The sequence below is a fragment of the Gordonia sp. PP30 genome (assembly GCF_023100845.1).
Classification (GTDB): Bacteria; Actinomycetota; Actinomycetes; order Mycobacteriales; family Mycobacteriaceae; genus Gordonia.
The window spans coordinates 1,456,520-1,483,286 of the sequence record NZ_CP095864.1 but is presented as its reverse complement, the minus strand read 5'-3'; the positions used below and the strand labels follow the sequence as shown (position 1 = coordinate 1,483,286).

28 protein-coding genes are annotated in these 26,767 nt (G+C 70.9%); 12 read left to right on the top strand and 16 right to left on the bottom strand.

Translation table 11 applies throughout. The features are described from left to right. Positions 1-104 precede the first annotated feature (104 nt). Entirely contained in the window at positions 105-1,217 is a 1,113-nt protein-coding gene (locus MYK68_RS06835) for a magnesium and cobalt transport protein CorA (protein WP_371308439.1), read from the top strand. A gap of 7 nt (positions 1,218-1,224) precedes the next feature. Here MYK68_RS06835 and MYK68_RS06830 read toward each other — a convergent pair whose 3' ends face one another. The 6 genes from MYK68_RS06830 to MYK68_RS06805 form a co-directional block, all read right to left on the bottom strand. Continuing rightward, positions 1,225-1,866, bottom strand: coding sequence for a suppressor of fused domain protein (locus MYK68_RS06830; protein ID WP_247867125.1), 642 nt, complete (start codon positions 1,864-1,866; stop codon positions 1,225-1,227). After that, positions 1,866-3,035: an ABC transporter ATP-binding protein gene (locus tag MYK68_RS06825; RefSeq protein WP_247867124.1), complete on the bottom strand. Its 1,170-nt coding sequence runs from the start codon at positions 3,033-3,035 to the stop codon at positions 1,866-1,868. Before MYK68_RS06825 ends, MYK68_RS06830 begins: the two co-directional genes overlap by 1 nt. Before the next feature lie 3 nt (positions 3,036-3,038). Then, positions 3,039-3,770, bottom strand: coding sequence for a carbohydrate ABC transporter permease (locus tag MYK68_RS06820; protein WP_440712271.1), 732 nt, complete (start codon positions 3,768-3,770; stop codon positions 3,039-3,041). 306 nt (positions 3,771-4,076) lie between these two features. After that, positions 4,077-5,306 carry a carbohydrate ABC transporter permease gene (locus MYK68_RS06815; protein ID WP_283255280.1) on the bottom strand — a complete coding sequence of 410 codons (1,230 nt, stop codon included), beginning with the start codon at positions 5,304-5,306 and terminating at the stop codon, positions 4,077-4,079. Continuing rightward, positions 5,303-6,766, bottom strand: coding sequence for an extracellular solute-binding protein (locus tag MYK68_RS06810; protein WP_247867123.1), 1,464 nt, complete (start codon positions 6,764-6,766; stop codon positions 5,303-5,305). Before MYK68_RS06810 ends, MYK68_RS06815 begins: the two co-directional genes overlap by 4 nt. Positions 6,767-6,913: 147 nt before the next feature. After that, positions 6,914-7,393, bottom strand: coding sequence for a YflT domain-containing protein (locus tag MYK68_RS06805; protein WP_247867122.1), 480 nt, complete (start codon positions 7,391-7,393; stop codon positions 6,914-6,916). A gap of 56 nt (positions 7,394-7,449) precedes the next feature. On the opposite strand from MYK68_RS06805, the gene MYK68_RS06800 reads away from it, so the two are divergent. From MYK68_RS06800 to MYK68_RS06785, 4 genes are all read left to right on the top strand, one after another. Then, the gene (locus tag MYK68_RS06800; protein WP_247867121.1) at positions 7,450-8,733 is read left to right on the top strand and encodes a magnesium transporter MgtE N-terminal domain-containing protein; all 1,284 of its coding nucleotides are present in this window, start codon (positions 7,450-7,452) and stop codon (positions 8,731-8,733) included. Continuing rightward, the gene (locus MYK68_RS06795; protein WP_247867120.1) at positions 8,730-9,248 is read left to right on the top strand and encodes a DUF1003 domain-containing protein; all 519 of its coding nucleotides are present in this window, start codon (positions 8,730-8,732) and stop codon (positions 9,246-9,248) included. Before MYK68_RS06800 ends, MYK68_RS06795 begins: the two co-directional genes overlap by 4 nt. Before the next feature lie 126 nt (positions 9,249-9,374). Next, entirely contained in the window at positions 9,375-10,520 is a 1,146-nt protein-coding gene (locus tag MYK68_RS06790; RefSeq protein WP_502798304.1) for a lytic transglycosylase domain-containing protein, read from the top strand. A gap of 33 nt (positions 10,521-10,553) precedes the next feature. After that, positions 10,554-11,696, top strand: a complete 1,143-nt coding sequence (locus MYK68_RS06785; protein WP_247867119.1) for an Mrp/NBP35 family ATP-binding protein — start codon at positions 10,554-10,556, stop codon at positions 11,694-11,696. Between the two features lie 309 nt (positions 11,697-12,005). Here the strand turns inward: MYK68_RS06785 and tatB are convergent, their stop codons facing one another. From tatB to sigE, 4 genes are all read right to left on the bottom strand, one after another. Then, the gene (gene tatB, locus MYK68_RS06780; RefSeq protein ID WP_247867118.1) at positions 12,006-12,494 is read right to left on the bottom strand and encodes a Sec-independent protein translocase protein TatB; all 489 of its coding nucleotides are present in this window, start codon (positions 12,492-12,494) and stop codon (positions 12,006-12,008) included. 10 nt (positions 12,495-12,504) lie between these two features. Continuing rightward, entirely contained in the window at positions 12,505-14,001 is a 1,497-nt protein-coding gene (locus MYK68_RS06775) for a S1C family serine protease (protein WP_440712216.1), read from the bottom strand. Between the two features lie 3 nt (positions 14,002-14,004). After that, positions 14,005-14,355, bottom strand: coding sequence for a zf-HC2 domain-containing protein (locus MYK68_RS06770; RefSeq protein ID WP_247867117.1), 351 nt, complete (start codon positions 14,353-14,355; stop codon positions 14,005-14,007). An 88-nt stretch (positions 14,356-14,443) separates the two neighbouring features. Continuing rightward, positions 14,444-15,061, bottom strand: coding sequence for an RNA polymerase sigma factor SigE (gene sigE / locus MYK68_RS06765; RefSeq protein WP_247867116.1), 618 nt, complete (start codon positions 15,059-15,061; stop codon positions 14,444-14,446). 201 nt (positions 15,062-15,262) lie between these two features. Here sigE and MYK68_RS06760 point away from each other — a divergent pair, with 201 nt between their 5' ends. After that, the gene (locus tag MYK68_RS06760) at positions 15,263-15,895 is read left to right on the top strand and encodes an O-methyltransferase (RefSeq protein WP_247867115.1); all 633 of its coding nucleotides are present in this window, start codon (positions 15,263-15,265) and stop codon (positions 15,893-15,895) included. A 114-nt stretch (positions 15,896-16,009) separates the two neighbouring features. On the opposite strand, the gene manB is transcribed toward MYK68_RS06760, so the two are convergent. The 3 genes from manB to rfbD are packed head-to-tail and all read right to left on the bottom strand — an operon-like array spanning position 16,010 to position 18,973. Continuing rightward, positions 16,010-17,113 carry a mannose-1-phosphate guanylyltransferase gene (gene manB / locus MYK68_RS06755; protein ID WP_247867114.1) on the bottom strand — a complete coding sequence of 368 codons (1,104 nt, stop codon included), beginning with the start codon at positions 17,111-17,113 and terminating at the stop codon, positions 16,010-16,012. 5 nt (positions 17,114-17,118) lie between these two features. Further along, positions 17,119-18,057, bottom strand: a complete 939-nt coding sequence (locus MYK68_RS06750; RefSeq protein ID WP_502798324.1) for a glycosyltransferase family 2 protein — start codon at positions 18,055-18,057, stop codon at positions 17,119-17,121. Between the two features lie 22 nt (positions 18,058-18,079). Next, complete coding sequence (gene rfbD / locus MYK68_RS06745; RefSeq protein ID WP_247867112.1) at positions 18,080-18,973, bottom strand: dTDP-4-dehydrorhamnose reductase; 894 nt, start codon at positions 18,971-18,973, stop codon at positions 18,080-18,082. 137 nt (positions 18,974-19,110) lie between these two features. On the opposite strand from rfbD, the gene MYK68_RS06740 reads away from it, so the two are divergent. After that, positions 19,111-20,880, top strand: coding sequence for an LCP family protein (locus MYK68_RS06740; RefSeq protein ID WP_247867111.1), 1,770 nt, complete (start codon positions 19,111-19,113; stop codon positions 20,878-20,880). Next, entirely contained in the window at positions 20,868-21,611 is a 744-nt protein-coding gene (locus MYK68_RS06735; protein ID WP_349306162.1) for a TIGR03089 family protein, read from the top strand. Before MYK68_RS06740 ends, MYK68_RS06735 begins: the two co-directional genes overlap by 13 nt. A gap of 32 nt (positions 21,612-21,643) precedes the next feature. Here MYK68_RS06735 and MYK68_RS06730 read toward each other — a convergent pair whose 3' ends face one another. Beyond that, entirely contained in the window at positions 21,644-22,807 is a 1,164-nt protein-coding gene (locus MYK68_RS06730; RefSeq protein WP_247867110.1) for an acyl-CoA dehydrogenase, read from the bottom strand. Between the two features lie 89 nt (positions 22,808-22,896). After that, positions 22,897-23,487: a TetR/AcrR family transcriptional regulator gene (locus MYK68_RS06725; RefSeq protein WP_247867109.1), complete on the bottom strand. Its 591-nt coding sequence runs from the start codon at positions 23,485-23,487 to the stop codon at positions 22,897-22,899. Between the two features lie 50 nt (positions 23,488-23,537). On the opposite strand from MYK68_RS06725, the gene MYK68_RS06720 reads away from it, so the two are divergent. Next, positions 23,538-24,170, top strand: coding sequence for a Type 1 glutamine amidotransferase-like domain-containing protein (locus MYK68_RS06720; RefSeq protein WP_247867108.1), 633 nt, complete (start codon positions 23,538-23,540; stop codon positions 24,168-24,170). A 34-nt stretch (positions 24,171-24,204) separates the two neighbouring features. Here MYK68_RS06720 and MYK68_RS06715 read toward each other — a convergent pair whose 3' ends face one another. Further along, positions 24,205-24,816 carry an ASCH domain-containing protein gene (locus MYK68_RS06715; RefSeq protein ID WP_247867107.1) on the bottom strand — a complete coding sequence of 204 codons (612 nt, stop codon included), beginning with the start codon at positions 24,814-24,816 and terminating at the stop codon, positions 24,205-24,207. Positions 24,817-24,854: 38 nt separating this feature from the next. On the opposite strand from MYK68_RS06715, the gene MYK68_RS06710 reads away from it, so the two are divergent. From MYK68_RS06710 to MYK68_RS06700, 3 genes are read left to right on the top strand one after another with little or no spacing between them, the layout of a single operon-like run. Next, positions 24,855-25,226 carry a PNPOx family protein gene (locus MYK68_RS06710; protein WP_247867106.1) on the top strand — a complete coding sequence of 124 codons (372 nt, stop codon included), beginning with the start codon at positions 24,855-24,857 and terminating at the stop codon, positions 25,224-25,226. Further along, complete coding sequence (locus tag MYK68_RS06705; RefSeq protein WP_247867105.1) at positions 25,223-26,044, top strand: dienelactone hydrolase family protein; 822 nt, start codon at positions 25,223-25,225, stop codon at positions 26,042-26,044. Before MYK68_RS06710 ends, MYK68_RS06705 begins: the two co-directional genes overlap by 4 nt. After that, the gene (locus tag MYK68_RS06700) at positions 26,041-26,733 is read left to right on the top strand and encodes a GNAT family N-acetyltransferase (RefSeq protein WP_247867104.1); all 693 of its coding nucleotides are present in this window, start codon (positions 26,041-26,043) and stop codon (positions 26,731-26,733) included. The genes MYK68_RS06705 and MYK68_RS06700 overlap by 4 nt, the downstream gene beginning before the upstream one ends. The last annotated feature ends 34 nt before the right edge of the window (positions 26,734-26,767 follow it).

The window sequence follows — 26,767 nt, the reverse complement described above, 5'->3', positions numbered from 1 at the left end:
TGACGATCAGCGTGATCGCCGTCGTGGTGTAAACCGCCGTCTCGAAGTGCACGGGGCGCATGTTACCCGGGCCCCGCGGCACGATGCGCCGTACGATCGTGGACGTGCCCTCACTCCCCTGGGGCGGCAACGGCGGCCGCCGCGGCGGCGACGGCCCGATCCTGCCGCCGATACCGGCGAGCCGCGCCATCGTGGACTGCGGCATCTACGTCGACGGCAGGCGCGTGTCCGCGCATGTCGACTACGCCAGCGCGCACGAGATCGTCCGCGAGACCGGCGAGGGCTTCGTGTGGCTCGGCCTGCACGCGCCGACCCAGGGTCAGATGAACACCGTCGCCGAGGTCTTCGGCCTGCACCCGCTGCTGGTGGAGGACGTGGTGCACGCGCACCAGCGGCCGAAGCTCGAACTGTACGACGGCACGCTCTTCATGGTGCTGCGCACCATGAAGTACATCGACCACGACTCGCTCGACCGGGCCAACGACATCGTCGACACCGGCGAGATCATGATCGTCGCCGGCCACGACTTCGTCATCACCGTGCGGCACGGCGACCACACCGGGCTCGCCGGCGTGCGGGCGCGGCTGGAGACCAACCCCGAGCGCCTGGCCGTCGGTCCGCCCGCGGTGGTGCACGCCATCGCCGACCACATCATCGACGGCTACCTGGCCGTCGTCGAGGAGATGCAGGACGACGTCGACGAGGTGGAGGAACGGGTGTTCTCCTCGAGCACCAAGAACCTCGACATCGACGTGGTCTACCTGTTCAAGCGGGAGATCCTGGAACTGCGGCGAGTCGTGATGCCGCTCGACGAGCCGCTGGCCTGGCTGTCCGGCGACGACCAGCGGCCGCGCGCGCTGCTGCGCGTGGAGCGCACCGAGACCTTCCGGCAGAAGGAGAATCGCCGGCACTTCCGTGACGTGCACGACCACCTGCGCACCGTGATCGACGCCGTGACCGAGTACGACGAGCGGCTCACCTCGCTCCTGGGCGCCGCCGCCACCAAGGTCGGTATCCAGCAGAACACCGACATGCGCAAGATCTCGTCGTGGGCGGCGCTGGCCGCGGTCCCGACGATGGTCGCCGGCTTCTACGGCATGAACTTCGACTGGATGCCCGAGCTGCACTGGCATTGGTCGTATCCGGTGCTGCTGCTCAGCGTGATCAGCGTGTGTCTGCTGCTATGGCGGACCCTGCACCGCAACCACTGGCTCTGACGCCCGGTCAGGCGGGGGTCACGCCCCCGCGGGCCGGATCGGTGACGTCCACGCCGCCCTCGGCCCACGCCTCGCGGAGCGCCGCCGCGCCCTTGAGCCGCACCCAGGCGGCCTCGTTCGCGGTGATCGGGACGGCCCGCAGAAAGCGCACCGGGTCGGCCGGGGCGTCGAGCGGCAGGTCGTCGACGCCGGAATCGGCCGACAGCAGCAGCGCCGAACACACGGCGCCGGCCCAGAGCGGTTCCTGCAGGTCGATCAGCGAGTCATCGCCCAGGACCAGGCCCTCCACCGCGGGCGCGGCGGCCACCGTCGCGAGGGAGCGGTGCAGCCCCGGCAGCGGCGACACCGCGCGCATGCGCACCACGAGTTCGGCGCGCGGCCCTCGCTCCGGGTCCGGCGCGAGGTCGGCCGGGTCGTGCATGGGATGACGGGCGCAGCCCACCGTCGCGAACACCAATTCCGCCGCCCCCTGAGCCCCGTCCATCGCCCCCTGAGCTCCGTCCATCGCCCCCTGAGCTCCGTCGAAGGGACCGAAACGCAGCACGTCGATCGGTTCGACCCCGAGGAAGGTCACCGACGCGCGCTGCGGCTGCGCACCGAGTCGCGCGGTCAGGTGGGCGGCGATGCGATCGGTCGTCGACGCCGCCACTACCGGAGCGCGACGCCGGACGCGGCGTCGAACACGTGGAGCAGGCGCGGCTCCATCGCCAGGTGCAGGATGCCGCCGCGCGGCACCCGGGTGGCCGGCAGCAGACGCGCCACCTTCTGGCCGCCCGAGGTGGTGGCCCCGAGGTCCTCGGCGAGCTGATTCAGCAGGTCCGCGTGGCGCCCGCCGTCGTCGAGGGTGAAGTAGTAGTACTTGTCCGAGCCCATCGACTCGACGATGTCCACGCGGGCGTCGAAGGTCTTCATGATCGGCAGCTGCGCCGGGTCCATCTGTTCGGCGTCGGCCAGGTGCTCGGGGCGGATGCCGAGCAGCACCTCGCCGGAGGAACCCGCGCGCTGGGCGGCCTCGACCACCCGCGCGTAGTCGGGCAGCTCGATCGGTCCGAGCACGCTGTCGACACCGGTCTGGGTGAGCCGGCCGGGAATGAAGTTCATCGCCGGGGAACCGATGAAACCGGCGACGAACAGGTTGGCCGGATGGTCGTAGAGGTCCTGCGGCGCCCCGACCTGCTGCACCACACCGCCGCGCATCACCACCACGCGGTCGCCGAGGGTCATGGCCTCGGTCTGATCGTGGGTGACGTACACGGTGGTGACCCCGAGCCGGGACTGCAGTTCGGCGATCTCGGTGCGCATCTGCACGCGCAGCTTGGCGTCGAGGTTGCTCAGCGGCTCGTCCATCAGGAACGCCTTGGGGTGCCGGACGATCGCCCGGCCCATGGCGACGCGCTGCCGCTGGCCGCCGGACAGGTTGGCCGGCTTGCGGTCCAGGTATTCGGTGAGGTCGAGGATGCGGGCGGCCTCGTCGACCTTGGCCGCGATCTCCGCCTTCGGCAGCTTCGCCAGGCTCAGCGGGAAGGCGATGTTCTCCCGCACCGTCATGTGCGGGTAGAGCGCGTAGCTCTGGAACACCATCGCGATGTCGCGGTCCCTCGGCGCGACGTCGTTCATCCGCTCGCCACCGATGTACAGGTCGCCGCCGGAGATGTCTTCCAGGCCGGCGATCATGTTGAGCGTCGTCGACTTGCCGCAGCCCGACGGGCCGACCAGGATCACGAACTCGCCGTCGGCGATCCGCAGGTTGACGCCGTGCACGGCCGTCGAGCCGTCCGGGTACTGCTTGGAGACGTTCTCCAGAACGATGTCGGCCATGGGTTATCCCTTCACCGCGCCGGAGGTGAGACCGGCGACGATACGACGTTGGAAGAAGAGTACGAAGACGATGATCGGGATCGTGATCACCACGGCGGCCGCAGCGATCGATCCGGTGGGTTCCTCGAACTGGCTGCTGCCGGTGAACTGCGAGATCGCGACCGGCGCGGTGATCGCCCGCGGGGTCGAGGTCAGCGACAGGGCCAGCAGCAGGTCGTTCCAGGCGAAGATGAAGACCAGGATCGCGGCGGTCACCACGCCCGGCGCGGCGAGCGGCACGATCACCCGGCGGAAGGCCTGCCCGGAGGTGGCACCGTCCATCATGGCCGCCTTCTCCAGATCCCAGGGGATCTCCCGGAAGAAGGCCGACAGCGTGTAGATCGCCAGCGGCAGCGCGAACGCCACGTACGGGATCACCAGGCCGGTCCAGGTGTCGAACAGACCGAGCCGGCGCTCGATGTTGAACAGCGGCGTCACCAGCGAGATCTGCGGGAACATGGCGATCAGCAGTGCGACGCCGACCAGCAGCTTCTTACCGCGGAACTCCAGGCGCGCGACCGCGTAGGCGGCCATCGTGCCGAGAATCACGGCCACGGCGGTGGTGATCAGGCCGACACCGATCGAGTTCAGCAGCGGCCGCCCGAAGTTGCCACCGTCGGTCAGCGGCACGATGATGCCCCAGATCAGGCCGACCACCCAGGCCACCGAGAGCACCGCGACCAGCGCGGTCGCCACGCGCTTGCGCTGGGCGTCGCCCGACTCCTCGGCACCGCGGCGCCACCACAGCGCGACGGCGAGCACGACGCCGCCGATCGCGAGCCCGAGCAGCGCCCACAGCAGGTCGGTGAGCACCCCGGAGGCGAACAGCCCGCGATAGTTCTCCATGGTCCACTCGCGCGGAATGAAGTTGCCGTCGAGCACGCTGCCCGAGGGCTTGAACGACAGGCTGATGATCCACCAGAGCGGCACGATCGCGTACAGGATCACCAGCACGTTGGCGACGGTCCAGCCGACGCGGCGATTGACGTTGTTCACCTCCGGCTACCTCCCCTCGTTGTCGGAACCGGGCGCGGCGGCGCCGAAGACCTTGATGAAGATGAAGGCGATGATCGCCACGCACACGAAGATCAGGATGCTGATCGCCGAGCCGACGCCCAGGTTGAAAGCCTTGAACAGGTTGTCGTAGCCGAGCATCGAGACCGAGCCGGTCTGATTGTTGCCCTTGGTCAGGATGTAGATGTTGTCGAAGATCCGGAACGCGTCCAGCGTGCGGAACAGCAGAGCGACCAGGATCGCCGGCTTCATCAGCGGGATGATGATCTTCCGCAGCCGCGTCCAGGCCCCGGCGCCGTCCACCTGCGCGGCCTTGAGCAGGTCGTCGGGCACCAGCGCCAGACCGGCCAGCAGCAGCAGCGCCATGAACGGGGTGGTCTTCCACACCTCGGCCAGGATGATGATGAACAACGACGGCCACTGCTCGGTGAGCGGCGGCGTGGCCCCGTCGGGCAGCAGGTTCGCCAGGTAGCCGGTGCCCGGGGTCCAGGCGTAGTACCAGGAGAACGCCGCCGCCACCGTGACGATGCCGTACGGGATCAGCACGACGGTCCGGATGGTGCCGCGGCCGAAGATGGTGCGGTGCATCACCAGCGCGATCATCATGCCGAGGACCAGTTCGATCGCCACCGAGACGACGGTGATGAACAGTGTCACCCAGAGCGAATTCCACCAGTAGCTGTCGGTCAGGACGGTCGCGTAGTTGCCGAAGCCGATGAACTTGTTGTCGTCCGGCGCGGTCAGCGTCGCCTTGTTCAGCGACAGCCAGAACGCGTAGACGATCGGGTAGCCGGTCACCAATAGCATGACGATCGCGGCAGGCGCAACCAGCAGATACGCCAGCCGGCGCTCGCCGGCCTTGCGGGCGGTGGCGCCGCGCGAGCGCACGGGCTTGGCCTTCGCCGCGGGGGCGGCGGGCGGCGGGGGCGATGCGTCGAGCAGGTCGGTGATGGAGCCGGTCGCGGTGGCCGCCGGCGCGGGCCGCGGCGTCTGCGGCCGCGGCGGCTGGGCCGGCTGCGCGGGCGGCCCCTGCGGCGGCAGCGGCCGCGGCGCCGACGGCGGCGGCACCCAGGCGTCGGAGTGCACCGGCGCGATGGGGCCGGTCTCGGCGGGTCCCGCGGGCGGCGCCGGCCGCGTCTCGTCGCCGCGGGAGTGACGGCCGGGCGCGTCGTCGCCGGCCGGGGTCTCGCGGGTGGTGTCGTCGTCACCGGTGGTCATGGGATGATCCCCTCCCCGTCGATCGCCTTCTGCACCTGCTCGGCCAGCTTGTCGACCATCGACGCCGGGTCCCATCTGCCGACCGGGCTGAGCGTGGCGGTGACCAGCGTCGACATCGCCTGGTATTGCGGGGTGGCCGGACGCGGCGCCACGTGGTCGGCCTCCAGCTGGGTGCGGATGTCGTCACCCATCGGGTAGGCGACCTTGAAGTCCTTCTCGTCGTACAGCGACGCCACCGTCGGCGGCAGCGCGCCCTCCAGGGCGTACACGCGCTGGGCGTCCTTGCTGGTGAGGCAGGAGGCGACCTTGGCCGCGAGTTCCGGTTGCCGCGAGGTGGAGGCCACCGCGATGTTCAGGCCGCCCAGCGTCGACTTGGCCGGCAGGTCCTTCGACACACCCGGGTAGAGCGCGAAATCGAACCGCGTGCGCAGTTCCCGGTTGATCGGGACCAGCTCGGCCGCGGTCGGCGGGTTCTCCTCATCGAGGATCCGCTTCGCGAACGGGGCCATCTCGGTCTTGAGGAAGTCGATGTTGCCGGAAGCGCCGTTCTTACGGGCCGAGTCGAAGACGAACGGCCAGTTGATCTCGAAGGCGGCCTCGCCACGCTCCATGCCGTCGCGGGCCGAGCCCTCGTCGGAGTTGCTGATCGACGGATCGGCGCCCGGATAAGTGGACACCGCCTTGAGGATCTGCAGCGCCCTGAGGGTCGCCGCGCGGTGCTCGGGCGTGTCGTTGAGGGTCTGCTTGGACGGGTCGTCCGGGTCCAGGATGTGGCCGCCGGCGCTCTGCAGCACCGAGTTGAACCACACCATCAGGCCTTCGTACTGGCTGCCCTGCACCAGGATCTGGGTCGGCCCCTTGGGGTCCTGCCGGTGGATCTCGGTGGCGTTCTCGATCATCTGATCCCAGGTGACCGGCACCTGGGACTTGCGCCCGAGGAACTTCTTCAGCACGTCGGGGCGGTACCACATCAGCTCGGTGTTGGTCCAGATCGGCAGCGCGTACAGCCGCTTCTCGGCGTCGTCGGGCCGCTTCCACATGGCGGTCTCCACCGGGCCGGCGAGATTGTTCTCGATCACCTGCTCGGCCTCGGCGTCGGGCACCGGCACCAGCCATCCGGCGTTGGCGAACTCGGCGGTCCACACCACGTCCATCGCCATCACGTCGAGGCCGTGGTCGTTGCCGGCCAGGCGGCGGGCCAGCTGCAGACGCTGACCGTCGGCGTCCTTCGGGAGGATCGTGACCGCGGCACGGTACGCCCCACCGGATTCCTTGTTGCAGATCGCGGCGCGCGCGGTGATCTGGTCGGCGCCGTCGGCGGGCGCGTAGACGTTGATCACGCCGGGCGAGTAGCCCGAGCCGCAGGCTGCCAGCAGCGGCACCGCGGCGGCGGCCGCGACCGCGGCGGCCGTCAGCCGGGTGCGCGCGCGGCGGCGCTTCGTTGAAGACTTCCGGACCATCTCGCTAGACGCCTCCTCGACACATACGGCCACCGGCGTAGCTGAAAAACGCCTGTGAAAATTGCTGTGCCGCTTAGGCTAACCCACCGGCGAGTGACAAACCGCACACATCGGCCGGGACGGAGTGTCGCCCGGGGGCGACGGGTCCTAGAGCGCGAGCTTGGTCAGCATGTCGCGGGCCTGCTCGGCGCTGCCCGGATCGCAGAGGACGTCGTACCGCCCGGCGACCAACTGCATGGTCGACGCGAAGTCGCGCTGGCCGCGGGTCGCGGCGTACGGGATCGCGCCGCTGATCACGCCGAAGACCATGCCGGCGATCACGCAGAACACGATCGGCCACCAGAAGTCCTGGCCGTTGAAGAAGATCGAGATGATCAGACCGACGAACAGGCCGAACCACGCGCCCGACGCCAGCCCGCCGCCGAGCACCTTGCCCCACGTCAGTCGGCCGAGGACACGCTCCACCTGCATCAGGTCGACGCCGACGATCGTCAGCTTCTCCACGTGGAACTGGTTGTCGGACAGGTAGTCGACGGCCCGCTGCGCCTGCTCGTAGGTGTCGTACGAGCCGACGGGCCAGCCGGTCGGCTTGGTCGGCAGGCCCGGGGTGGGTCGCGGCTGAGTCATGGTTCCCCCTCGAGGAATGTGCGTGGCAGCGGGCGGCTACTTCTACTCTTGAGACCATGACGTCAACGCTCAAGGTCTTCGTGGCCAGATTAGTCGGTCTCGTCGTCCTGGGTCCGGACGGCGAGTCGATCGGGCGTGTGCGCGACGTGGTGGTGTCCATGTACCTGCCCGGTCAGCGCCCGCGCGCGCTCGGCCTCGCCGTCGAACTGGCCGCCGGCCGGCGCCGGATCTTCGTGCCGATGAGCCGGGTGATCAACATCGACGCCGACGCGATCACACTCACCACCGGCCGCATCAACATGCGCAAACTGCAACTGCGGGTGAACGAGGCGCTGGCCGTCGGCCAGATCCTGGAGAGCCGGGTGCAGACCGACGACCCCGACCATCCCGAACTGCACGGCACCGGGCTGTCGGTGGTCGACATGGAGATCGAGCGGACCCGCAGCCTGGACTGGGTGATCGGGCGCGTCGCGCTGCGTACCACCCGTAAAGGCCTGCGCCGCCGCGGCGAGACGGTCGTCGTGCCGTGGAATCACGTCGTCGGCATCACCGAACTGAACCTCAGCCAGCCCGGGCACGGGGTGGAACTGGCGCTGGCCCAGTTCGAGGGGATGCGCCCGGCGGATGTCGCCAACGCACTGCGCGAGTTGCCGGAGAGCCGCCGCGAGGAACTGGCCGCCGCCCTGGACGACGAGCGCCTGGCCGACATCCTGCAGGAGATGACCGCCGACGACCAGACCGCGCTGCTGGCCAGCCTGAAGCCCGCCCGCGCCGCGGACGTCCTGGAAGCGATGGACCCCGACGACGTCGCCGACCTGCTCGGCGAGATGCCGGCCGCCGAGGCCGAGGCGATGCTGGCCCGGATGGACCCCGAGGAGTCGGCACCGGTCCGCCGCCTGCTGCTGCACTCCCCCGACACCGCCGGCGGCGTGATGACGCCGGAGCCGATCATCGTGGCGGCCAACGCCACCGTCTCCGAGGCGCTGGCCCGGGTCGCCAACCCGGACATCGCCTCGGCGGGCGCGAGCATGGTCTTCGTCGTCCGCCCGCCGACCAGCACCCCGACCGGAAAACTCCTCGGCGCCGTCCACACCCAGGCCCTGTTGCGCGAGCCGCCGGCCAACCTGGTGGCCGGCATCCTCGACGCCGACATCCCGCGCCTGAGCCCCACCGACTCCCTGGAGGTGATGACGCGATTCTTCGCGACCTATAACCTGGTCCTCGCGCCCGTGGTCGACGACGACGCGCATCTGCTGGGCGCCGTGGCGGTCGACGATCTGCTCGACGCCGTGCTGCCCCGCGACTGGCGCGATCAGGAACCGGAGGCCCTCCCGCGATGAGCCCACGCCGCCTCGACACCCCCAGCGAAGGCCGGCGCCGCTTCTCTCCGCAGATCGACGCCGACGTGATCGGTGTCTACGCCGAGCGGGTGGCCCGGTTCCTCGGCACCGGCAGCTACCTCGCGATCCAGACCATCATCGTGGTGGTGTGGATCGGGCTGAATCTCGGCGCGTTCGCCTGGCGCTGGGATCCGTACCCGTTCATCCTGCTCAATCTGGCGTTCTCCACGCAGGCCGCCTACGCCGCCCCGCTGATCCTGCTGGCCCAGAACCGGCAGGAGAATCGCGACAAGGTGGCCCTCGACGAGGACCGTCGCCGGGCCGCACAGACCAAGGCCGACACCGAGTTCCTGGCCCGCGAACTGGCCGCCGTCCGGCTCGCGGTCGGCGACACCGTCACCCGCGACTACCTGCGGCGCGAACTGGACGATCTGGTCGACGAACTCGTCGAACGGCTCCGCGAGCAGCCCGGAACCGGCGGTACCGAGGCCGGTGAACCGGAGATCGCGCGGTAGCCCTGACCCGCCGGGCTACCGCAGGGTATGCTGGCTCACAGTCAGCGTCCGGAGGGCCCGGCCTCACCGGGGAGGGACGCCACCGACGACGGCACAGCACAGTACCGACTGGAGTAATCGGAACCGATGGGGATCAGTTTTTTGCGGCGCGGGGACCGCCCGGCACCCGGCATACCGTGGCGTGGCGTGGCCGTCACCACCGGCATCGCGGCCGTCGGCGCCGTCATGCTCGCGGGCGCGACCGCCAGTTCCTCCAGCTCACCGGCCGCCGCCTACACCGTAGCCAGCGTGACCGTTCCCACCGCCGGCGACGCGTCGGCCGTCGCCGCGTCGGTCCCGGCGGATGCCACCCAGTTGTACGGCTTCGCGCCGCCCGCCGAGGCCGCGCCCGCCGCGAACCCGCAGTTCCGGATCGCGGCGGACCTGCCCAGCGGCCCGCTGGGCATCCCCGGCGTGGTGCTGCAGGCCTACAAGCTGGCCGCCACCCGCGTCGCCGCGGAGAGCCCGCAGTGCAAGCTGCCCTGGTACCTGCTCGCCGGGATCGGCCGCATCGAGTCCGGTCACGCCGACGGCGGCGACGTGGACGCGTACGGCAACACCCGCGTCAAGATCCGCGGACCCGTGCTCGACGGTTCACTCGCCGGCAACGCGGTGATCCACGACAGCGACGGCGGCCGCCTGGACGGCGACGCCGGACACGACCGCGCGATGGGCCCGATGCAGTTCATTCCCAGCACCTGGGCGTCGTGGGGCTCGGACGCCAACGGCGACGGCAAGGCCGACCCGGACAACATCTTCGACGCCACCTACTCGGCGGGCCGCTACCTGTGCGCCGGCGTCACCGACATCATGTCGAGCAGCAACAAGGTCGCCGCCGTGCTGCGCTACAACCGCTCGATGGCCTACGTGAACAACGTCCTCGGCTGGGCCGCGGCCTACGCCACCGGCGTGATCCCCACCGGCGGCATCCCGGAGATGAGCCACGCACCGGCGACCAAGACCGACGCGAAGAAGAAGCCCGGCGACAAGACCAAGCCGGGCGAGACCACCAAGCCGGGTGACGGCTCCACCGCGCCGTCGACCACGACGCCCACGCCCACGCCGCCCCCGCAGAACTGCCTCGGCGCACTCTGCCTGCCGCCGGGCATCGGCCCCGCTCCCCAGCCCCAGCCGAAGGCCCCGAAGAGCGCCGCCCCCAAGTCGAAGGCCCCGCAGGCCAAGCAGCCGACCACCAAGAAGCCGACGGCCAAGACCACCGTCCAGCCGCGCTGAGGTCCCGCCGGGCGGGTCGCTAGTCTGGATTGCGTGACTAGTGCAGCCCTCCCCACCGAGTCCGCCGTCCGTTCGGCGCTGAGCAAGGTCTCCGATCCGGAGATCGGCCGGCCGATCACCGACCTCGGCATGGTCAAATCGGTGGCCGTCGCCGACGACGGCACCGTCGACGTCGGCGTCTACCTGACCACCGCGGGCTGCCCGATGAAGACCAAGATCAGCGAGAACGTGGTCTCGGCCGTCTCCGACGTCCCCGGCGTCGGACAGGTGCGCGTCGAGCTGGACGTGATGAACGACGAGCAGCGCACCGCGCTGCGCAAGCAGCTGCGCGGTGACCGCCCCGAGGCGGAGATCCCGTTCGCCAAGCCCGGCAATCTGACCCGGGTGTACGCGGTCGCCTCCGGCAAGGGCGGTGTCGGCAAGTCGAGCGTCACGGTGAACCTGGCGGCCGCCCTCGCCGCCCGCGGTCTGTCGGTCGGCGTGCTCGACGCCGACATCTACGGCCACAGCGTGCCCCGGATGCTCGGCAGCGACGCCCGGCCGACACAGGTCGAGTCGATGATCATGCCGCCGATCAGCCATGACGTGAAGTTCATCTCGATCGGACAGTTCACCGACGGCAACACCCCGGTCACCTGGCGCGGCCCGATGCTGCACCGCGCGCTGCAGCAATTCCTCGCCGACGTCTACTGGGGCGACCTGGACGTGCTGCTCCTCGACCTCCCGCCGGGCACCGGCGACGTCGCCATCTCGATCGCCCAGCTGATCCCGGGCGCGGAGATCCTGGTGGTCACCACCCCGCAGCAGGCCGCCGCCGAGGTCGCCGAGCGGGCCGGGTCGATCGCGCTGCAGACCAAGCAGAAGGTGCTCGGCGTGGTGGAGAACATGTCGTGGATGGAGCTCCCCGACGGCTCCCGGATGGAGCCCTTCGGTTCCGGCGGCGGCGCGCGGGTCGCCGAGAGCCTCAGCCGGCTGATCGGCGCACCGGTGGAACTCCTCGGTCAGGTGCCGCTGGAACAAGATCTGCGCGAGGGCGGCGACGCCGGCACCCCGGTGGTGCTGTCGTCCCCAGACTCGGCGTCCGGGACGGCGCTGCGGGCCGTCGCCGACAAGCTCGCCGTCCGCAAGCGCGGGCTGGCCGGGATGAGCCTGGGCATCGACACCGTCCGCCACTGAGCGGGACCGCACGACGGCCCGGGCCGGTGACGTTTCGACACGCCGACTCGCCCTTGCGGGCTCGTCGTCGGCTCAACGGGCTGCAAAGGGCCCACCGTCAGCTCAACGGGCTGTGCAAAGGGCCACCGTCAGCTCAACGGGCTGCAAAGGGCCACCGTCAGCTCAACGGGCTAGAAGGGACTCGTCGGCGGCTAACACCGGCCACACGACAACGACCGCTCGGCGACATTTCGCACAGCCCGTTGAGCCGACGAGCCGCTAGGCGAGATCGTGTCGAAACGCACCCTGGCCCACAAGGAGAGCCTCAGGCTACGTGGCGTCCCAGTCGGCGACGTCGTGGCGACGCGGGGTGCCCGAGGGTTTCGGCGGAGCGGGGACGTCGCCGTTCAGCCGGCCCGGATCGGCCTGTGTCGCGCGCTCCAGGCGGTCGACGTCGGCGGCGTCCGGCTGCGGATGCGGGTTGGCCGGGGCGGTGCCGCTGATGCTGAGCGAGTCGCGGACCGAGGACTCCAGCGAATCGAGCGTCGACGCGTCGCCGTCGAACAGATGCTTGGTGACGAGCGCTTTCGGCGTCATCTGGCGCAGTTCGTTGAGTTGCTGCAGCGGCTCGCGGAGCGAATCGAAGTCGGTGCCCATCTGCTCCTGCAGGTCCTGGGAGGCGCCCGTCGCGTAGTCGCGCGCCTTCTTCAGCGACTGCACGGTCCAGGTGATGGCGCCGGGGAGGCGTTCCGGACCGAGGATGACCAGAGCGGCGACGAGCAGGATGAGGACCTCGCCCCACCCGATACTGCTGAACATCGCGCCGCCTCTAGTCGCTCGCCGGCGTGATGGTGCCGTCGAAGGTGCGGCCGTCGCGCCAGTAGGTGAACTTCACCTCGCCACCGATCTTCGACTTCCGGACGGCGACCGTCAATTCGTCAGCGCCCTCGATCGGCTTGCCGTTCCACTTGGTGATCACGTCGCCCTCCTTGAGCCCGGCGCGGGCAGCGGGGCTGCCGTCGGCGATGCTCTTGACCTGGGCGCCGAACACCTGGTCGTTGCGGACCGTGGCGGCGCTGACACCGATCTGCGGATGGTGGATCTTGCCGTCCTTGATCAGCGTGTCGACCACCGGGATCGCCTCGTTGATCGGGATCGCGAAGCCCAGGCCGATGGAGCCGCCGCCGGTCACCGCCGCGGCGGTATTGACGCCGACCACGCGGCCCTTACCGTCCACCAGCGGTCCACCGGAGTTGCCGGGGTTGATCGCCGCGTCGGTCTGAATGGCGTTGATCACCGCGTCGGTGTCGGAGTCGGCGTCCGGCCGCAGCGGCACGGCCCGGTCGACGGCGCTGACGATGCCGGTGGTGACGGTGCGGTCGAGCCCGAGGGGCGCGCCGAACGCGATCACCGGCTGCCCGATCTCCAGCTTCGACGAGTCGCCGAGCTTGGCGACCGTGATGTTCTCGACGTTGTCGACCTTGAGCACCGCGATGTCGGTGCGGATGTCGCGGCCGACGATGCGGGCCGGCACCCGGCTGTGGTCGTCGAAGACCACCTCCAGCTTGGCCTCCTTGTCGTTGGCGGCCTGGCTGATCACGTGGTTGTTGGTGACGATGTAGCCGAGCTTGTCGACCACGAACCCGGAGCCGGTACCACCGCCGCCCGCGGTGCGGACCTCGATCATCACGACGGCGGGGGCGAACGCCTTGGCCACCTGGGCGACGTCGCCGGAATCGGCCTTGCTGTGGTCGACGTGCAGCTCCACCGCATTGGTGTTGCGCGGCGGGATCACCTCGGCGGTCCAGCGGCCGAGCAGGCCGCCGCCGAGACCGATCAGCACCGCGACGAGCGCCAGGGAGACCAGCGCCCACCAGTGCACACGGTCGCCGAACAGCAGATCCCGCACGCCCAGCTTGGGACCGGCGGTGAGGACCGGTTCGCCGGTCGATGCGCGCAGCGCCGGCCCGTCGAGCCGCGCGGCGCTCGCCGGATCGCGCCACGGATCCTCCGGTTCGGCCTCACCCTCCGGTGCGCCGTAGGTGGCGTAGGGGTCACGCTGCAGGGTGTCGGCCGCGCCGGCCGGCCGGCCGAAGGCTTCGGCGAGCACCGGGTCCGGCGGGGCGATCTGCGGCTGCGGTACGGGCGTCGACGACCGGTTGCCGAACGAGTCCTCGACGCCGGGCGGACGACCGAACACGGCGGCGACCTGCTCCGGCACCGGCGGACGGGTCACCCGTGACGGCACAGCGGTCACCGGGTCGGTCGCGCGATCGGCCGGGGGCCGATTCTGGTCGCGGTCCGACCAGTCGGGGGTATCGGTCACGTGTCAGCGGCTCCGGCGGTCGAGGTCCCGCACATCGATCTCGCGGGTCGGGATCTTGCTGAGCTGGCCGATCAGATCCATGGGCGCGGACACGTCGCGACTGGCTCTCAGGACCGACCGGGCACCGGCCTGCGCGGCGACCTCGGCGGCGCACTGTGTGCACAGTGCGAGATGCCGTTCGGCCCGCCCCTGGGCGGACGCGCTCAGCACGCCGTCGACATACGCGACGACGGCGTCGGCGGCGAGGTGATCGGTGGAACCGAACGCACGACCGGCGCGGTATTCGGGGTTGGGCGCGAACGTGGCACCCACCGGCGCCCAGCGCCCGGGCCGCGAGGAACGCTCGTCACCCACGCACGGCTCCCCTCGTCGCTCGGAACAGCTCCCGCCGCGGACGCGGCGAAGTCGACCCCAGCTTATCGGAACGTTGCGGGCGGTGCGCTCAGGCATCGCTGCCGACAGCCACCGAACGACTGCCGGTGTGACCGCGCGCGAGCAGGAACTCCCGGATTCCCTGGCGTCCACGATGGATCCGGCTGCGCACCGTCCCCTTCTTGACGCCCATGGTCGCGGCGATCTCCTCGTACGACAGACCCTCGATGTCACAGAGCACCACGGCGGCGCGGAACTCGGGCGCCAGCGCGTCGAGCGCCTGCTGCAGATCCGGGTCCAGGCTCGCATCGGCGTACGCCTGCTGCGGGTCGGGCGTGTCGGCGCTGATGCGCTCGTAGCCGGTCTCCAGCGTCTCCATCCGGATCTTGTTGCGGCGCCGCACCATGTCCAGGAAGAGATTGGTCGTGATGCGGTGCAGCCAGCCCTCGAAGGTGCCCGGCTGATAGTTGTGCAGCGAGCGGAACACCCGGATGAACGTCTCCTGGGTCAGATCCTCGGCGTCGTGCTGATTGCCGCACAGCCGGTACGCGAGCCGGTAGACGCGGTCGGCGTGCTCGGCGACCAGGTCCTCCCACGACGGCATCAGCGCGGCGTCGCCCGTCTCGTCGAATCCGGCGGTACCGGCGAACGGCGAAGACCCCTGCCCGCTGTGTCGAACCTGCTTCACCGCTCTGCACGGCTCCTTCCCTGACCTCGCCCGGTGAAACGCCGTGACCGGCGCCGGTATTCCGGGCTGCTTGCGGTTCAGCCTCTCCCACCGGCGTGTGCCAGTGCTGTTACTCGCCTAAGTGTTTGCTGAGGATGCCGATCGGCCCCTCGCGGCGTGCCACCCGCACCGGCCGGACCACGGTCTGGCACCCTCGTGAGCATGAGTGACACCTCCGCATTGGCCGCCTACGCGGACTCGGCGATCCTGGAAGACGAGGCGCTCCGTGCCGCGCGGGCGCGGGCCGCCGAACTCGGCGCGACGACGATCAGTCCCGCGGCCGGTGCGCTGCTCTCGGTGCTCACCCGCGTCGCCGGCGCCCAGCATGTCGCCGAGATCGGCACCGGGGTAGGTGTGAGCGGTCTGTGGCTGCTGGCCGGGATGCCGGTCAGCGGGGTGCTGACCACCATCGACCCCGAACCCGAGCACCACCGCGCCGCCCGCCAGGCGTTCGCCGATGCCGGGATCGCGCCCGGCCGCACCCGGCTCATCACCGGTGCCCCGTCGGACGTGCTCACCCGGCTCGCCGACGAGTCGTACGACGTCGTCTTCGTCGACGGCCCGCTGCTCGGCTATCCGGCGTTCGTCGCCGAGGGCGTCCGGATCCTGCGGCCCGGCGGCGTGCTGGTGCTGACCGATGCGTCGGCCGGGGGCACCATCGCCGACCGCGACGTGACCGATCCGCGGACGCTCGCGGTTCGCGAGGCCGCGCAGCTGATCGCCGACGACGACCGCCTGCTGCCCGCGGTCGTCCCGGTGGACACCGGCCTGCTGGTCGCCGCGAAGGCGCGGTAGGGGCTTCGACAAGCTCAGCCGGCGAGGTGGACAGCTCAGCCGGCGAGGTGGACGGCCCAGCCGGCGAGGTGGACGGCTCGGCCGGCGGGTTCGACAAGCCCTGTCGGCGAGGACCTACACGTCGGTCGAGAAGCGGATTCCGGCCTCCGGGATCTGCACGCCGGGCCACACGCGCGCGCCGCGCAGCAGCTCGCAACGGTTGCCGATGTGGGCCTGGTCGCCGATCACCGTGTCGCGGATCAGGGCGCCGCGGCCCACGCGGGCACCGAAGCCGACGATGCTGCGCTCGATCGCCGCGCCCGCCTCGATGATGGCGCCGTCGAAGATCACCGCGCCGTCGAGCCGCGCACCCGGACCGATCTGCGCGTCGGCGCCGACCACCGTGCCACCGACCAGAACGGCATCGGCGGCGACGTGCGCCCCCTCCTTGACCAGCGATTCCCCGCGCTCGCCGTCGAGCACCGGCGACGGCGCGATGCCGCGCACCAGGTCGGCCGAGCCGCGGACGAAGTCCTCCGGGGTGCCCATGTCGCGCCAGTAGGCGCCGTCGACGTGGCCCTGGATGTGGCGGCCCTCGGCGAGCAGCCGCGGGAACACCTCGCGCTCCACCGACACCGGCCGGCCGGTGGGGATCTCGCCGATCACCGAGCGGCGGAACACGTAGGTGCCGGCGTTGATCTGGTTGGTGGGCGGGTCCTGCGTCTTCTCCAGGAACGCGGTGACGCGCCCGTCGCCGTCGGTCGGCACGCAGCCGAAGGCCCGCGGGTCGCCGACCTGCACCAGGTGCAGCGTGACCTCGGCCCCGGAGGTGCGATGGGTGTCGAGCACCTCGCGGATGTCGGTGCCGCCGAGGACGTCGCCGTTGAACACCAGGACGGTGTCGGCGGTCAGCGAGTCGTACACGTTGCGGATGCCGCCGCCGGTGCCGAGCGCCTCCTTCTCGGTGACGTACGTCAGCCGTACCCCGAGGTCGGCACCGTCGCCGTAGTACTCGGAGAACACCTCCGCCTGGTACGACGTGCCCAGCACGATGTCGGTGACCCCGGCCTCACGGATACGCGCGATCAGATGGGTCAGGAACGGCACCCCGGCGGTCGGCAGCATCGGCTTGGGCGCCGACAGGGTCAGCGGCCGCAGCCGGGTTCCCTTGCCGCCCACCAGGATCAGGGCCTGCACATCGGGATTCTGGGACCTGGGATTCTGGGATTCGGGAGCCACAGCGCTCACCCTTCTCTTGCGGCGGTCGACTGCTGCTCGGCGGCGCGCAGTTCTCGGAGAGCGGAGGCGACGGCGATGCGCCGGCGCACGGCGAGGCCGCCGCGCAGTGCCCAGCGCACCGGTGCCCAGCGGGCACCGGGATGGCGGTCGGCCTGGAATCGGTACGCACTGTCGTGGTGCGCGGTGAGCATCCGCTCGGGGTGCTTGGACACCGAGTGGCTCTTGGCGTGCATCACCCGCGCCGAGGGGACGAAGACGTTGAGCCAGCCGGCCTTGGCCAGCCGGTCACCGAGGTCGACGTCCTCCATGAACATGAAGTAGCGCGAGTCGAAGCCGCCGATCGAGTCGAACGCGGCCCGGCGCACCAGCAGGCACGAGCCGGACAGCCAGCCGACCGGCCGCTCGGTGACGTCGTCGTTCTCGTTGCGGTAGGCGACCGTCCAGGGGTTGCCCGGCCAGATCGTGCCCAGGATCGCGTGACCGGACCCGGACACCAGGTCCGGGACCCGCCGCGCCGACGGGTAGACGGTGCCGTCGGGCTCGGTGATCAGCGGGCCGAGGGCTCCGGCGCGGGGCCAGCGGCGCGCCGCGTCGAGCAACTCGTCCAGCGATCCGGGCGTCCATTCGACGTCCGGATTCGCGATCACCACGAACTCCACCTCCGGGGCGATCTCCGCGATGCCGCGGTTCATGCCGCCGCCGTAGCCGAGATTGCCGCCGGTGTGCACCAGGGTCACCTCGGGCCGCTGCGCCGCGGCCTCCTCGGGCGCACCGTCGGTGCTGCCGTTGTCGGCGATCACCACCTGCACCGGGCGCGTCGTGGCGGCGCCCAGCGTGCGCAGGAAGCTATGCAGATACTCCCCGGACGAATACGTCACGGTCACCACGGCGACGGGCTCGGCGTCGCCGCGTCCGGCGGCGTCGGGTCCAGAAGTCACCGCCATAGAGTAGGACATCGGCCCGCTCTCACCGGCTTTCGAGGGCCTCGGTGAGGGCCTCGCGCCAGTCGCGCAGCGGCGTCAGACCGGCCTGAGCCCACGACCGTCCGGAGAGGACGGAGAACGCCGGGCGCGGCGCCGGACGCGGGAATTGATCCGTGGTGCACGGGAGTACACGGCCCGGATCGGCGCCGAGACCTGCGAAAACGGCCTGCGCGAGCTGAAACCAGGTGGCCTCGCCCGCGCCCGTGGCGTGCAGATCCGCGCCGGCGGTGGTGTCACTGGGTGCCCCGACATGCCCGACCAGCTCCCACAGGCCGCGCGCGAGATCGCTCACATAGGTCGGCGAGCCGCGCTGGTCGTCGACCACCGAGATCTCCGGACGGCCGGCTTCGAGGCGGCGCATGGTGCCGACGAAGTCGGGCGAGTCCGGTCCGCCGGTGTACACCCAGGCGGTGCGGACCACCGTCGACGACGGATCGGCGGCCCGCGCCGCCCGCTCCCCCGCCAGCTTGCTCGCGCCGTAGATCGACTCCGGCTCGGCCTCCGGATCCAGATCGCCGGGTTCCAGAGGCACGGTCCACCCCGGCGGGGCGCTGAACACGTAGTCGGTGGACAGGTGCACCAGCCGGGCCCCCGCGGCGGCGGTCGCCTCAGCCAGCAGAGCCGGACCGTGCGCGTTCACCCGGAAGGCCAGGTCCCAGTCGGTCTCGGCGTCGTCGACGGCGGTGTAGGCGGCCGCGTTCACGACGACGTCGCCGGAACGCAGACCGGCCAGCGCGTCGCGGACCGAGAGGCGGCGGATCAGATCGATATCGTCGGAGGTGTACGGCTGCACGACGGCCCCAGCCGGGGCGGTCGCTCGCAGAGCCGTGCCGAGCTGCCCGGAGGCGCCGATCAGGTGGACGGTGCGCTGTGACATGGCTCCCATGCTGCCGCACCCGGACTCGGCGGACCCGGACACCCCGGCGTTGCGTTCCGGGCACGGCGGTCCGAAACCAGTACCCTGAACACCACACTTGTCACATCAGCCACACGAACGGAAGGAACCGAGGCGCGGTGGAAGAACGACGCGAAGGCCGCGCCCGGGCCGAGGGTGCCCGCGCCGGACGCGCCGCACCCCGGCCGCGGACCACGCCGACCTCGACCCGCGGCACCGGAACCACCAAACGCAAGACGAACACGTCGGCCGAGATCCACACCCGCCGCCGCACCTCCGCCGAACGCGGCCGGCCCGAACGCACGGCGGGCACACGCGAGAACGCGGGCCGTCCGGCGCGCGCCCGCCGCCCGGCCCGGCCCACCCCGCGGCCCGCGGCCGGCCGCGGTGGACCGCCGCGCGGACCACGCACCTTCCTCGCCCGCCTGACCGGCGGCCGCCCGGGCGCGGCGCTGCCGATCGGTCGCGGACTCATCGCACTGATCACCGCCGTCGTCCTGATCGTCACCGGCGTCGCCTGGAACCGGATCGCGAGCCTCAACTCGGCGGTCACCCTGCTGGGCGGCCTGGGCCTGGGCGGCGGCAGCGACGGCGCCGTCGACATCCTGCTGGTCGGCACCGACTCGCGCGTCGACGCCAAGGGCAACCCACTCTCGCCGGACGAACTCAAGTGGTTGCGCGTCGGCGACGACATCACCACCTCCACCGACACGATCCTCCTGATCCGGATCCCCAACGACGGCTCCGGCGCGACGGCCATCTCCATCCCGCGTGACTCGTACGTCGAGGTCCCCGGCCTCGGCATGAGCAAGATCAACGCCGCGTACGGCGCCACCCGCGAGCAGGTGCGGCGCACCGAGGTGGAGAGCGGCACCGCCGAGGCCAAGGCGGAGGCCGACGGCACCAAGGCCGGCCGCAAGGCCCTCATCGAGTCGGTCGCCGGCCTCACCGGCGTCACGGTCGACCACTACGCCGAGGTCGGCCTGCTCGGCTTCGCGCTGCTGACCGACGCGGTCGGCGGCGTCGACGTCTGCCTGAAGAACGCCGTGAACGAGCCGCTCTCCGGCGCTCATTTCAAGGCCGGACGGCAGACCCTGAACGGGCCGAAGGCGCTGAGCTTCGTGCGCCAGCGGCACGACCTGCCGCGCGGCGACCTGGATCGCATCACCCGCCAGCAGGTGTACATGGCCTCGCTCGCGCAGAAGATCCTGTCCACCAAGACGCTCACGAACCCCGGCAAGCTGACCGAGCTGGAGCACGCCGTGTCCCGGTCGGTCGTGATCGACGACGGCTGGGACGTGGTGAAGCTCGCCGAGCAGATGAAGGACCTGACCGGCGGCAACGTCAAATTCACCACCATCCCGGTGGTCAGCGAGCATGGCTGGAGCGACGACGGCACGCAGAGCGTGGTCGAGGTGGATCCGAAGCAGGTCCAGACCTTCGTCGACCGCCAGCTCGGCAAGGCGTCGACCGTGAAGACCGGTCGCGGCGCCTACCAGGTGGACGTGGTCAACGCGGGCACCGTCGACGGCCTCGCCGCGAACGTCTCGGGTCTGCTCACCGCCAAGGGCTACCGCGAGGGCGCGACGTCGAGCAAGCCGATGAACGAGTTCAACTCGATCGTCTTCGCCAAGGACCCCGACGGTGACGGCGCCAAGCAGCTGGTGAAGGACCTCGGCGGGGACATCGAGATCCGGAAGGACACCTCGCTCCCGGACGACCGGCTGCGCGCGGTCCTGACCAACACCTACACCGGTACCGGGGCCATCTGGAACACCGGACCGCAGGGCGACAACGCCAACGACCAGACGTCCGGCGCCTCCGACGGCGAGGTGAAGGCCACCCCGGCCATCAAGGCCGACACCAACGGCCCGGTGTGCGTGAACTGATGCCGTCGACCGTCACCGGGGCCGTGTTCGAGGCCGTCACCGACCGCGCCCGCCCGCTGCTCACCTACTACGGCACCGGGGCGCCGGGAGCGGGCCCCGATATGCCGACTCAGCGCGTCGGGCTGTCCGGGGCGACGCTGGAGAACTGGTCGGCCAAGATCGCGAACTATCTGCGCGACGAGGCCGGCCTGCTGCCCGGCGACACGGTGGCCGTGGACCTGCCCGAGCATTGGCAGAGCGCCGCCACGCTGCTCGGCGCCTGGTGGGCCGGGCTGCGGGTGGCACTGCCGGGTGACACCGGTGACGCGCGCGTCGTGTTCACCACCGCCGGCCGGCTGGACGATCATCCGGAGGCCGAGGAACTGATCGCGGTGCCGCTGGACCCGTTCGGCGGCCGGGTCCCCGGCCTCCCCGCCTTCGCCGGCGACTTCGGCGATACGGTGCGCCCGCACGGCGACCGCTTCTCCCCCTCCGGAGCCGGCCCGCTGGCGCTCGGTGAACTCGGTGTGGCCGACGTCCTCGCCCGCGCCGCCGCGGCCGCCGAGACGGCGGGCATCACGGCCGGAATGCGGGTGCTCTCCACCCGTCCGTGGCGCACCGACGACGGCGTCGTCGATCATCTGCTGGCCCCGCTGCTGGCCGGAGCGGCCCTGGTGTGGGCCGATCCTGTTGCGGGACTTGATCTTCCGGCGATCGCCGAGACGGAGAAGACCGGCCTCACCCTGGGGTGAGACCGGCCTTGTCGTCGTCGTGCGGCTGGGCGTCAGCGCAGAAGCTGCCGCGCCATCACCAGGCGCTGGATCTGGTTGGTGCCCTCGTAGATCTGGGTGATCTTGGCGTCGCGCATCATGCGCTCGACCGGGAAGTCGGTGGTGTAGCCGGCACCGCCGAACAGCTGCACGGCATCGGTGGTGACCTCCATGGCGACATCCGACGCGAGGCACTTGGACGCCGAGCTGATGAAGCCCAGGTTCTTCTCGCCGCGCTCGGCACGCGCGGCGGCGGTGTAGACCATCAGGCGCGCGGCCTCCACCTTCATCGCCATGTCGGCGATCATGAACTCGACGCCCTGGAACTGGCTGATGGTCTTGCCGAACTGCTTGCGGTCCTTGACGTAGGCGATCGCCTGGTCGAGGGCGCCCTGCGCGACACCGACGGCCTGCGCGCCGATGGTCGGGCGGGTGTGGTCGAGGGTGGCCAGCGCGGTCTTGAAGCCGGTGCCCTCGTCGCCGATGATGCGGTCCTCCGGGATGGTGCAGTTCTCGAAGTACAGCTCGGCGGTGGGGCTGCCCTTGATGCCGAGCTTGTGCTCCAGCGGGCCGACGGTGAAGCCCGGGTCGTCCTTGTGGACCATGAACGCCGAGATACCGTTGGCGCCCTTCTCCGGGTCGGTCACGGCCATGACGGTGTACCAGGTGGACTTGCCGCCGTTGGTGATCCAGCACTTGGAGCCGTTGATCACCCAGGTGTCGCCGTCCTTGCGGGCGCGGGTCTTCATCGACGCGGCGTCGGAACCGGCCTCGCGCTCGGACAGCGCGTACGACGCCATCGCCTCACCCGACGCGATCGACGGCAGCACCTTCGCCTTGAGCTCGTCGGAACCGGACAGGATCAGGCCCATGGTGCCGAGCTTGTTGACGGCCGGGATCAGCGACGCCGAGACGTCGACGCGGGCGACCTCCTCGATCACGATGCACGCGGCCACCGAGTCGCCGCCCTGGCCGTCGAACTGCTCCGGCACGTGGATGGCGTTGAAGCCGCTGGCGACGAGGGCCTCGCGGGCCTCCTCGGGGAAGCGGGCCTTCTCGTCGACGTCCTTGGCGTGCGGGGCGATCGCCTTCTCGGACAGATCGCGGATCGCCTCGCGCAGCGCCTGGTGCTCCTCGGGCAGCTGGAACAGGTCGAAGTCGGGGTTGCCGTAAGCCATTGTCATCTCCTCTTGGCACTGAGTGCCACGTCTGGGCTGTCCCTAGTGCACCACGGACGCGGCGGTAGGTCAACCGCGCCGCGGGAGACTCAATCGTGGCCGATGGTGTCCGCCAGCCGCCGCAACTCGGCGGCGAGCGCCTCGGCGGTGGCCGTCTCGTCGCCGCGGCTCATCCGGCGCAGCAGGTAATTGTGCACCCCGGTCACCGCGGCGGCGTAGGCGACGATCCGGGTCCGCGCCACCTCGGGCAGCTCGCGGGACAGGAAGTCCTCGAACAGCCGCTGATAGCGCGACGACATCACCAGTTCCCGATCACGCAGCGGCGCCACCCGGGAGACGACGGCGTAGCGCCGCGCGGCGAACTCGCGGTCCGCGGCGAAATGGGTGAAGACCAGTTCCGCCCCCTCGGCGACCGCCGTCCACGGATCCCGGCCCTCCCGGCCGGCCGCGGCCAGGTGCGCGGCCACCTGTTCGAGCAACGCGTCGTGGTCGGCGAAGATCAGCCCCTCCTTGGAGCCGAACTGCCGGAACAGGGTGCGCCGGGACGTTCCGGCGGCCGCCGCGACGTCGTCGACGGTGGTCGCGTCGTAGCCGCGCTCGGCGAAGAGCCGGATCGATTCGGCCGCCACCCGGCGGCGCAGATCGACCGCTTCGCCGGATACCTGATCGGTCGCTGCCATGGGTGCCAGTATGTCGCACACCCCGGCGTCTCCACCGATAGCCTCGACCCGTGGACCTCGCGCTGCTGTCGTGGGGTGCGGGCGCGCTACCGGGATTCCTGGCCCGCACCACCGGGAAGACCGCGGAGCAGACTCGCCTCGGCTATCTGAACGACGCGGCGCTCCCCTACGAGGACGCGGAGTTCGTCAATATCGACCGCTACCGCCTGATCGACTTCGGCTACCGGCCGACGACGATCACCGCGCGCGATGTCCCGACCGCCGCCGAGTTCGCCGATGTCCTGGACGGACTCGACGCGCTCTACGTGTGCGGCGGCGAGACCTTCGTACTGCTCGGCAACCTGCATGCGCGCGGTCAGGACGAGGTGCTGGTCGAGAAGGTGCGCGACGGCCTGCCGTACCTCGGGCCGTCGGCGGGCGCGGTGATCGCCGGGGCCGGCGCCGAACCCGCATCGCTGATGGACGACCCGTCCTTGGCCCCCGGACTGACCGACCACCGCGGGCTCGGGCCGGTCGGCACCTCGATCGTGCCGCACGCGGACGGCCGGATCGAACTCTTCCCGCCGGAACTGATCGCCGAGGCGTCGCGGGTGTATTCACCGCGCCTGCAGCTGACGCTTCTTCACGACGACCAGGCCCTCGTGGTCTCGGACGACGCGATCGACATCGTCGAGTCTCGCTGAGGGGTCCGGGCGCAGATCACTCCGGCCGCCGCGGTCACCGCCGCAGCCAGGCGAGATAGGCCGCGCCGCGCGGGGACAGTTCGTAGCCGACGTCGTGGCTGATGGTCAGGCCCAGGGACTTGAGCTTGCGGATGTCGGTCTTCATCGGCGCCAGCTCCACGCCGCGCAGCTCGGCCAGTCGCTTGGACACCACCCGGGGGTTGGCGTCGATCCATTCCAGGGTTTCGCGGGTCCAGCCGTCACCGAGACGACGATCCAGCACCGCGGTGCGGCGGGCGATCTCCGCGCACGCCGCGGCGTCGGGCAGCTCCTCGCGGAGTGCCAGCCGCGGGTCCTCGCCCGCCCATTCCAGATTGATCCGGTAGATGTGCTCGCCGCCGCGCGAGCCCCGCTCCGAGGGCGCGCGGTTCGGTCTGGGCGCCAGCGCCTTCCGCAGGGCGTCCGCGTTCTTCATCCCCGCGGCGCGGGCGGCCCGGTCGGTCAGCCGATCGAGGTCGTTCACCCGGGCGACCCGGGTGAACCGCACCACCCCGGCCGGGGTCAGCTGGGTGCCGCCCACCTTCACCCGCGGCACGTCCCAGCGCCGGTACTGCGCGGTGACCGTCCCGGCCCGGATCTGCTCGGCGATCGCCTTGGAGATGAGCACCTGATGATCGTAGAACGCCGATGGGCCACTATGGAGGGGTGAGAGTCCCCCGCGCCGTCGCCCGGATGAACAAGTACGTCACCAACCCGATTCAGAGCGCGTGGGCGCCGCGGCTCGCGCCGTGGGCCGTGGTGCGGCACGTCGGCCGCACGTCCGGCACCGTCTACTCCACGCCGGTGCTCGCGTGGACCGAGCACGGCCGCATCTCCATTCCCCTCGTCTACGGCGCCGACTCCGACTGGGTGCGCAACGTCCTCGCCGCCGGCGAGTTCACGATGATCCGCCGCGGCCGGCGCCTCCGCATCGCCGGTGTCCGGATTCTGCCGCCGGACTCGCCCGACGTCGCCGGATTCGCCAAGTACGCCGGCCGCCCGTTCGAGGGTGTGCTCTACGGAAGGATCGTGTCGTGACCGCACTCCTCGACGACTTCGCCGCCGACGAATTCACCCACGACGGCATCACCCACCGCTACTACCGCTACGGCACCGGGCCGGCGGTCATCGTGATCGCCGAGGTCCCGGGCATCACCCCGAAGGTGATCGAGTTCGCGCGCCGGGTCGCCGCCGCCGGACTCACCGTCTACCTGCCCTCGCTGTTCGGCACCGACGGTGCGTCGCCGTCGCCGTCCGGCCCCACCGACCTGCCGCGCGTCGGCATGACGATGGCCCGGACGCTCGGGAAGGTCTGCGTCTCCCGCGAGTTCACCATCTTCGCGACCGGCAAGACCTCCCCGGTCGTCGGCTGGCTGCGCGCCCTGGCCGCCAAGGCACACGAGGAGTGCGGCGGACCCGGCGTCGGCGCGGTCGGCATGTGCGTGACCGGTGGTTTCGCCCTCGCCATGGCCGTCGACGACCGGATGCTCGCCCCTGTGCTCTCCCAACCCTCCCTGCCGTTCGGGATGACACCGGGCCGCCGCCGGACCATCGACATCTCCCCCGACGACCTGGCGACGGTGAAGGTGCGCTGCGCGAACGGACTGCAGGTGCTCGGCGCGCGCTTCGAGGGCGACCTGATGGTGCCAGGCACCCGCTTCGACTTCCTCCGCGAGCAGCTCGGCGACGCCTTCCTCGGCGTCGAACTGCCCGATTCGGCGGCCAACCCGGAGGCACTGATCCCGCCGCACTCGGTCCTCACCGAGCACCTGATCGACGAGCCCGGGCAGCCGACCCGCGACACCCTGGATCAGGTGATCGACTTCTTCGCCACCAAGCTGGGCGTCGCCGGATGACCACCCTCGATGCCGCGGTGCTCGACGACCCGTTCGGGTGCGCGCTGCGCGGACGCCACGCCCGGTTCGCGCGGGCGCACGGCAGCGCGATCGCCTACCGGCGCGACGTGTCCGTCTTCTACGCGCATCCGCGCGAGCTGACCGGCGACGACTACGCCGACCTCGCCACGCTCGCCGGCCCGGGCGGCACCGTCGGCCTGCGCGGCCGGTCCACCCCGCTCCCGACCGGCTGGGACGCGCTGGAGACCTTCGAGCTGGTGCTCTACACCGGTGAGGCGGTGGAACCGGCGGCCGATCCGGAGTTCGTGGCACTGACCGGCGACGACGTCCCCGAGATGACCGCCCTGGTCGACCTCACCCGGCCCGGGCCGTTCCTGCCGCGCACCATCGAACTCGGCGACTACCTCGGCTACCGCGACCCCGGCACCGGCCAGCTGCTCGCGATGGCCGGAGAACGCGCCAAACCCGACGGCTGGACCGAGATCAGCGCGGTCTGCACCCATCCCGACGCTCGCGGCCGCGGCCTGGCCCGGCGGCTCATCGCCGCGGTCGCCGACGGGATCGTCGCCCGCGGCGACCTCCCGTTCCTGCACACCACCGCCGACAACCCGGCGCGGGCCCTGTACGAGTCGATGGGCTTCGTCCACCGCGCCACCGTGCCCCTGGAGATCGTGCGGGTTCCGAGCTGACGCTCCTGAGGGAGACAGCCGGTCCTCCAGTCAG

Bases quoted from the DNA above. Each gene is read 5' to 3' on its own strand.
- MYK68_RS06825 (WP_247867124.1), bottom strand. From the start codon at position 3,035: ATGGCCGACATCGTTCTGGAGAACGTCTCCAAGCAGTACCCGGACGGC.
- MYK68_RS06815 (WP_283255280.1), bottom strand. From the start codon at position 5,306: ATGACCACCGGTGACGACGACACCACCCGCGAGACCCCGGCCGGCGAC.
- MYK68_RS06810 (WP_247867123.1), bottom strand. From the start codon at position 6,766: ATGGTCCGGAAGTCTTCAACGAAGCGCCGCCGCGCGCGCACCCGGCTG.
- MYK68_RS06805 (WP_247867122.1), bottom strand. From the start codon at position 7,393: ATGACTCAGCCGCGACCCACCCCGGGCCTGCCGACCAAGCCGACCGGC.
- MYK68_RS06800 (WP_247867121.1), top strand. From the start codon at position 7,450: ATGACGTCAACGCTCAAGGTCTTCGTGGCCAGATTAGTCGGTCTCGTC.
- MYK68_RS06795 (WP_247867120.1), top strand. From the start codon at position 8,730: ATGAGCCCACGCCGCCTCGACACCCCCAGCGAAGGCCGGCGCCGCTTC.
- MYK68_RS06790 (WP_502798304.1), top strand. From the start codon at position 9,375: ATGGGGATCAGTTTTTTGCGGCGCGGGGACCGCCCGGCACCCGGCATA.
- tatB (WP_247867118.1), bottom strand. From the start codon at position 12,494: ATGTTCAGCAGTATCGGGTGGGGCGAGGTCCTCATCCTGCTCGTCGCC.
- MYK68_RS06760 (WP_247867115.1), top strand. From the start codon at position 15,263: ATGAGTGACACCTCCGCATTGGCCGCCTACGCGGACTCGGCGATCCTG.
- MYK68_RS06750 (WP_502798324.1), bottom strand. From the start codon at position 18,057: ATGGCGGTGACTTCTGGACCCGACGCCGCCGGACGCGGCGACGCCGAG.
- rfbD (WP_247867112.1), bottom strand. From the start codon at position 18,973: ATGTCACAGCGCACCGTCCACCTGATCGGCGCCTCCGGGCAGCTCGGC.
- MYK68_RS06730 (WP_247867110.1), bottom strand. From the start codon at position 22,807: ATGGCTTACGGCAACCCCGACTTCGACCTGTTCCAGCTGCCCGAGGAG.
- MYK68_RS06725 (WP_247867109.1), bottom strand. From the start codon at position 23,487: ATGGCAGCGACCGATCAGGTATCCGGCGAAGCGGTCGATCTGCGCCGC.
- MYK68_RS06700 (WP_247867104.1), top strand. From the start codon at position 26,041: ATGACCACCCTCGATGCCGCGGTGCTCGACGACCCGTTCGGGTGCGCG.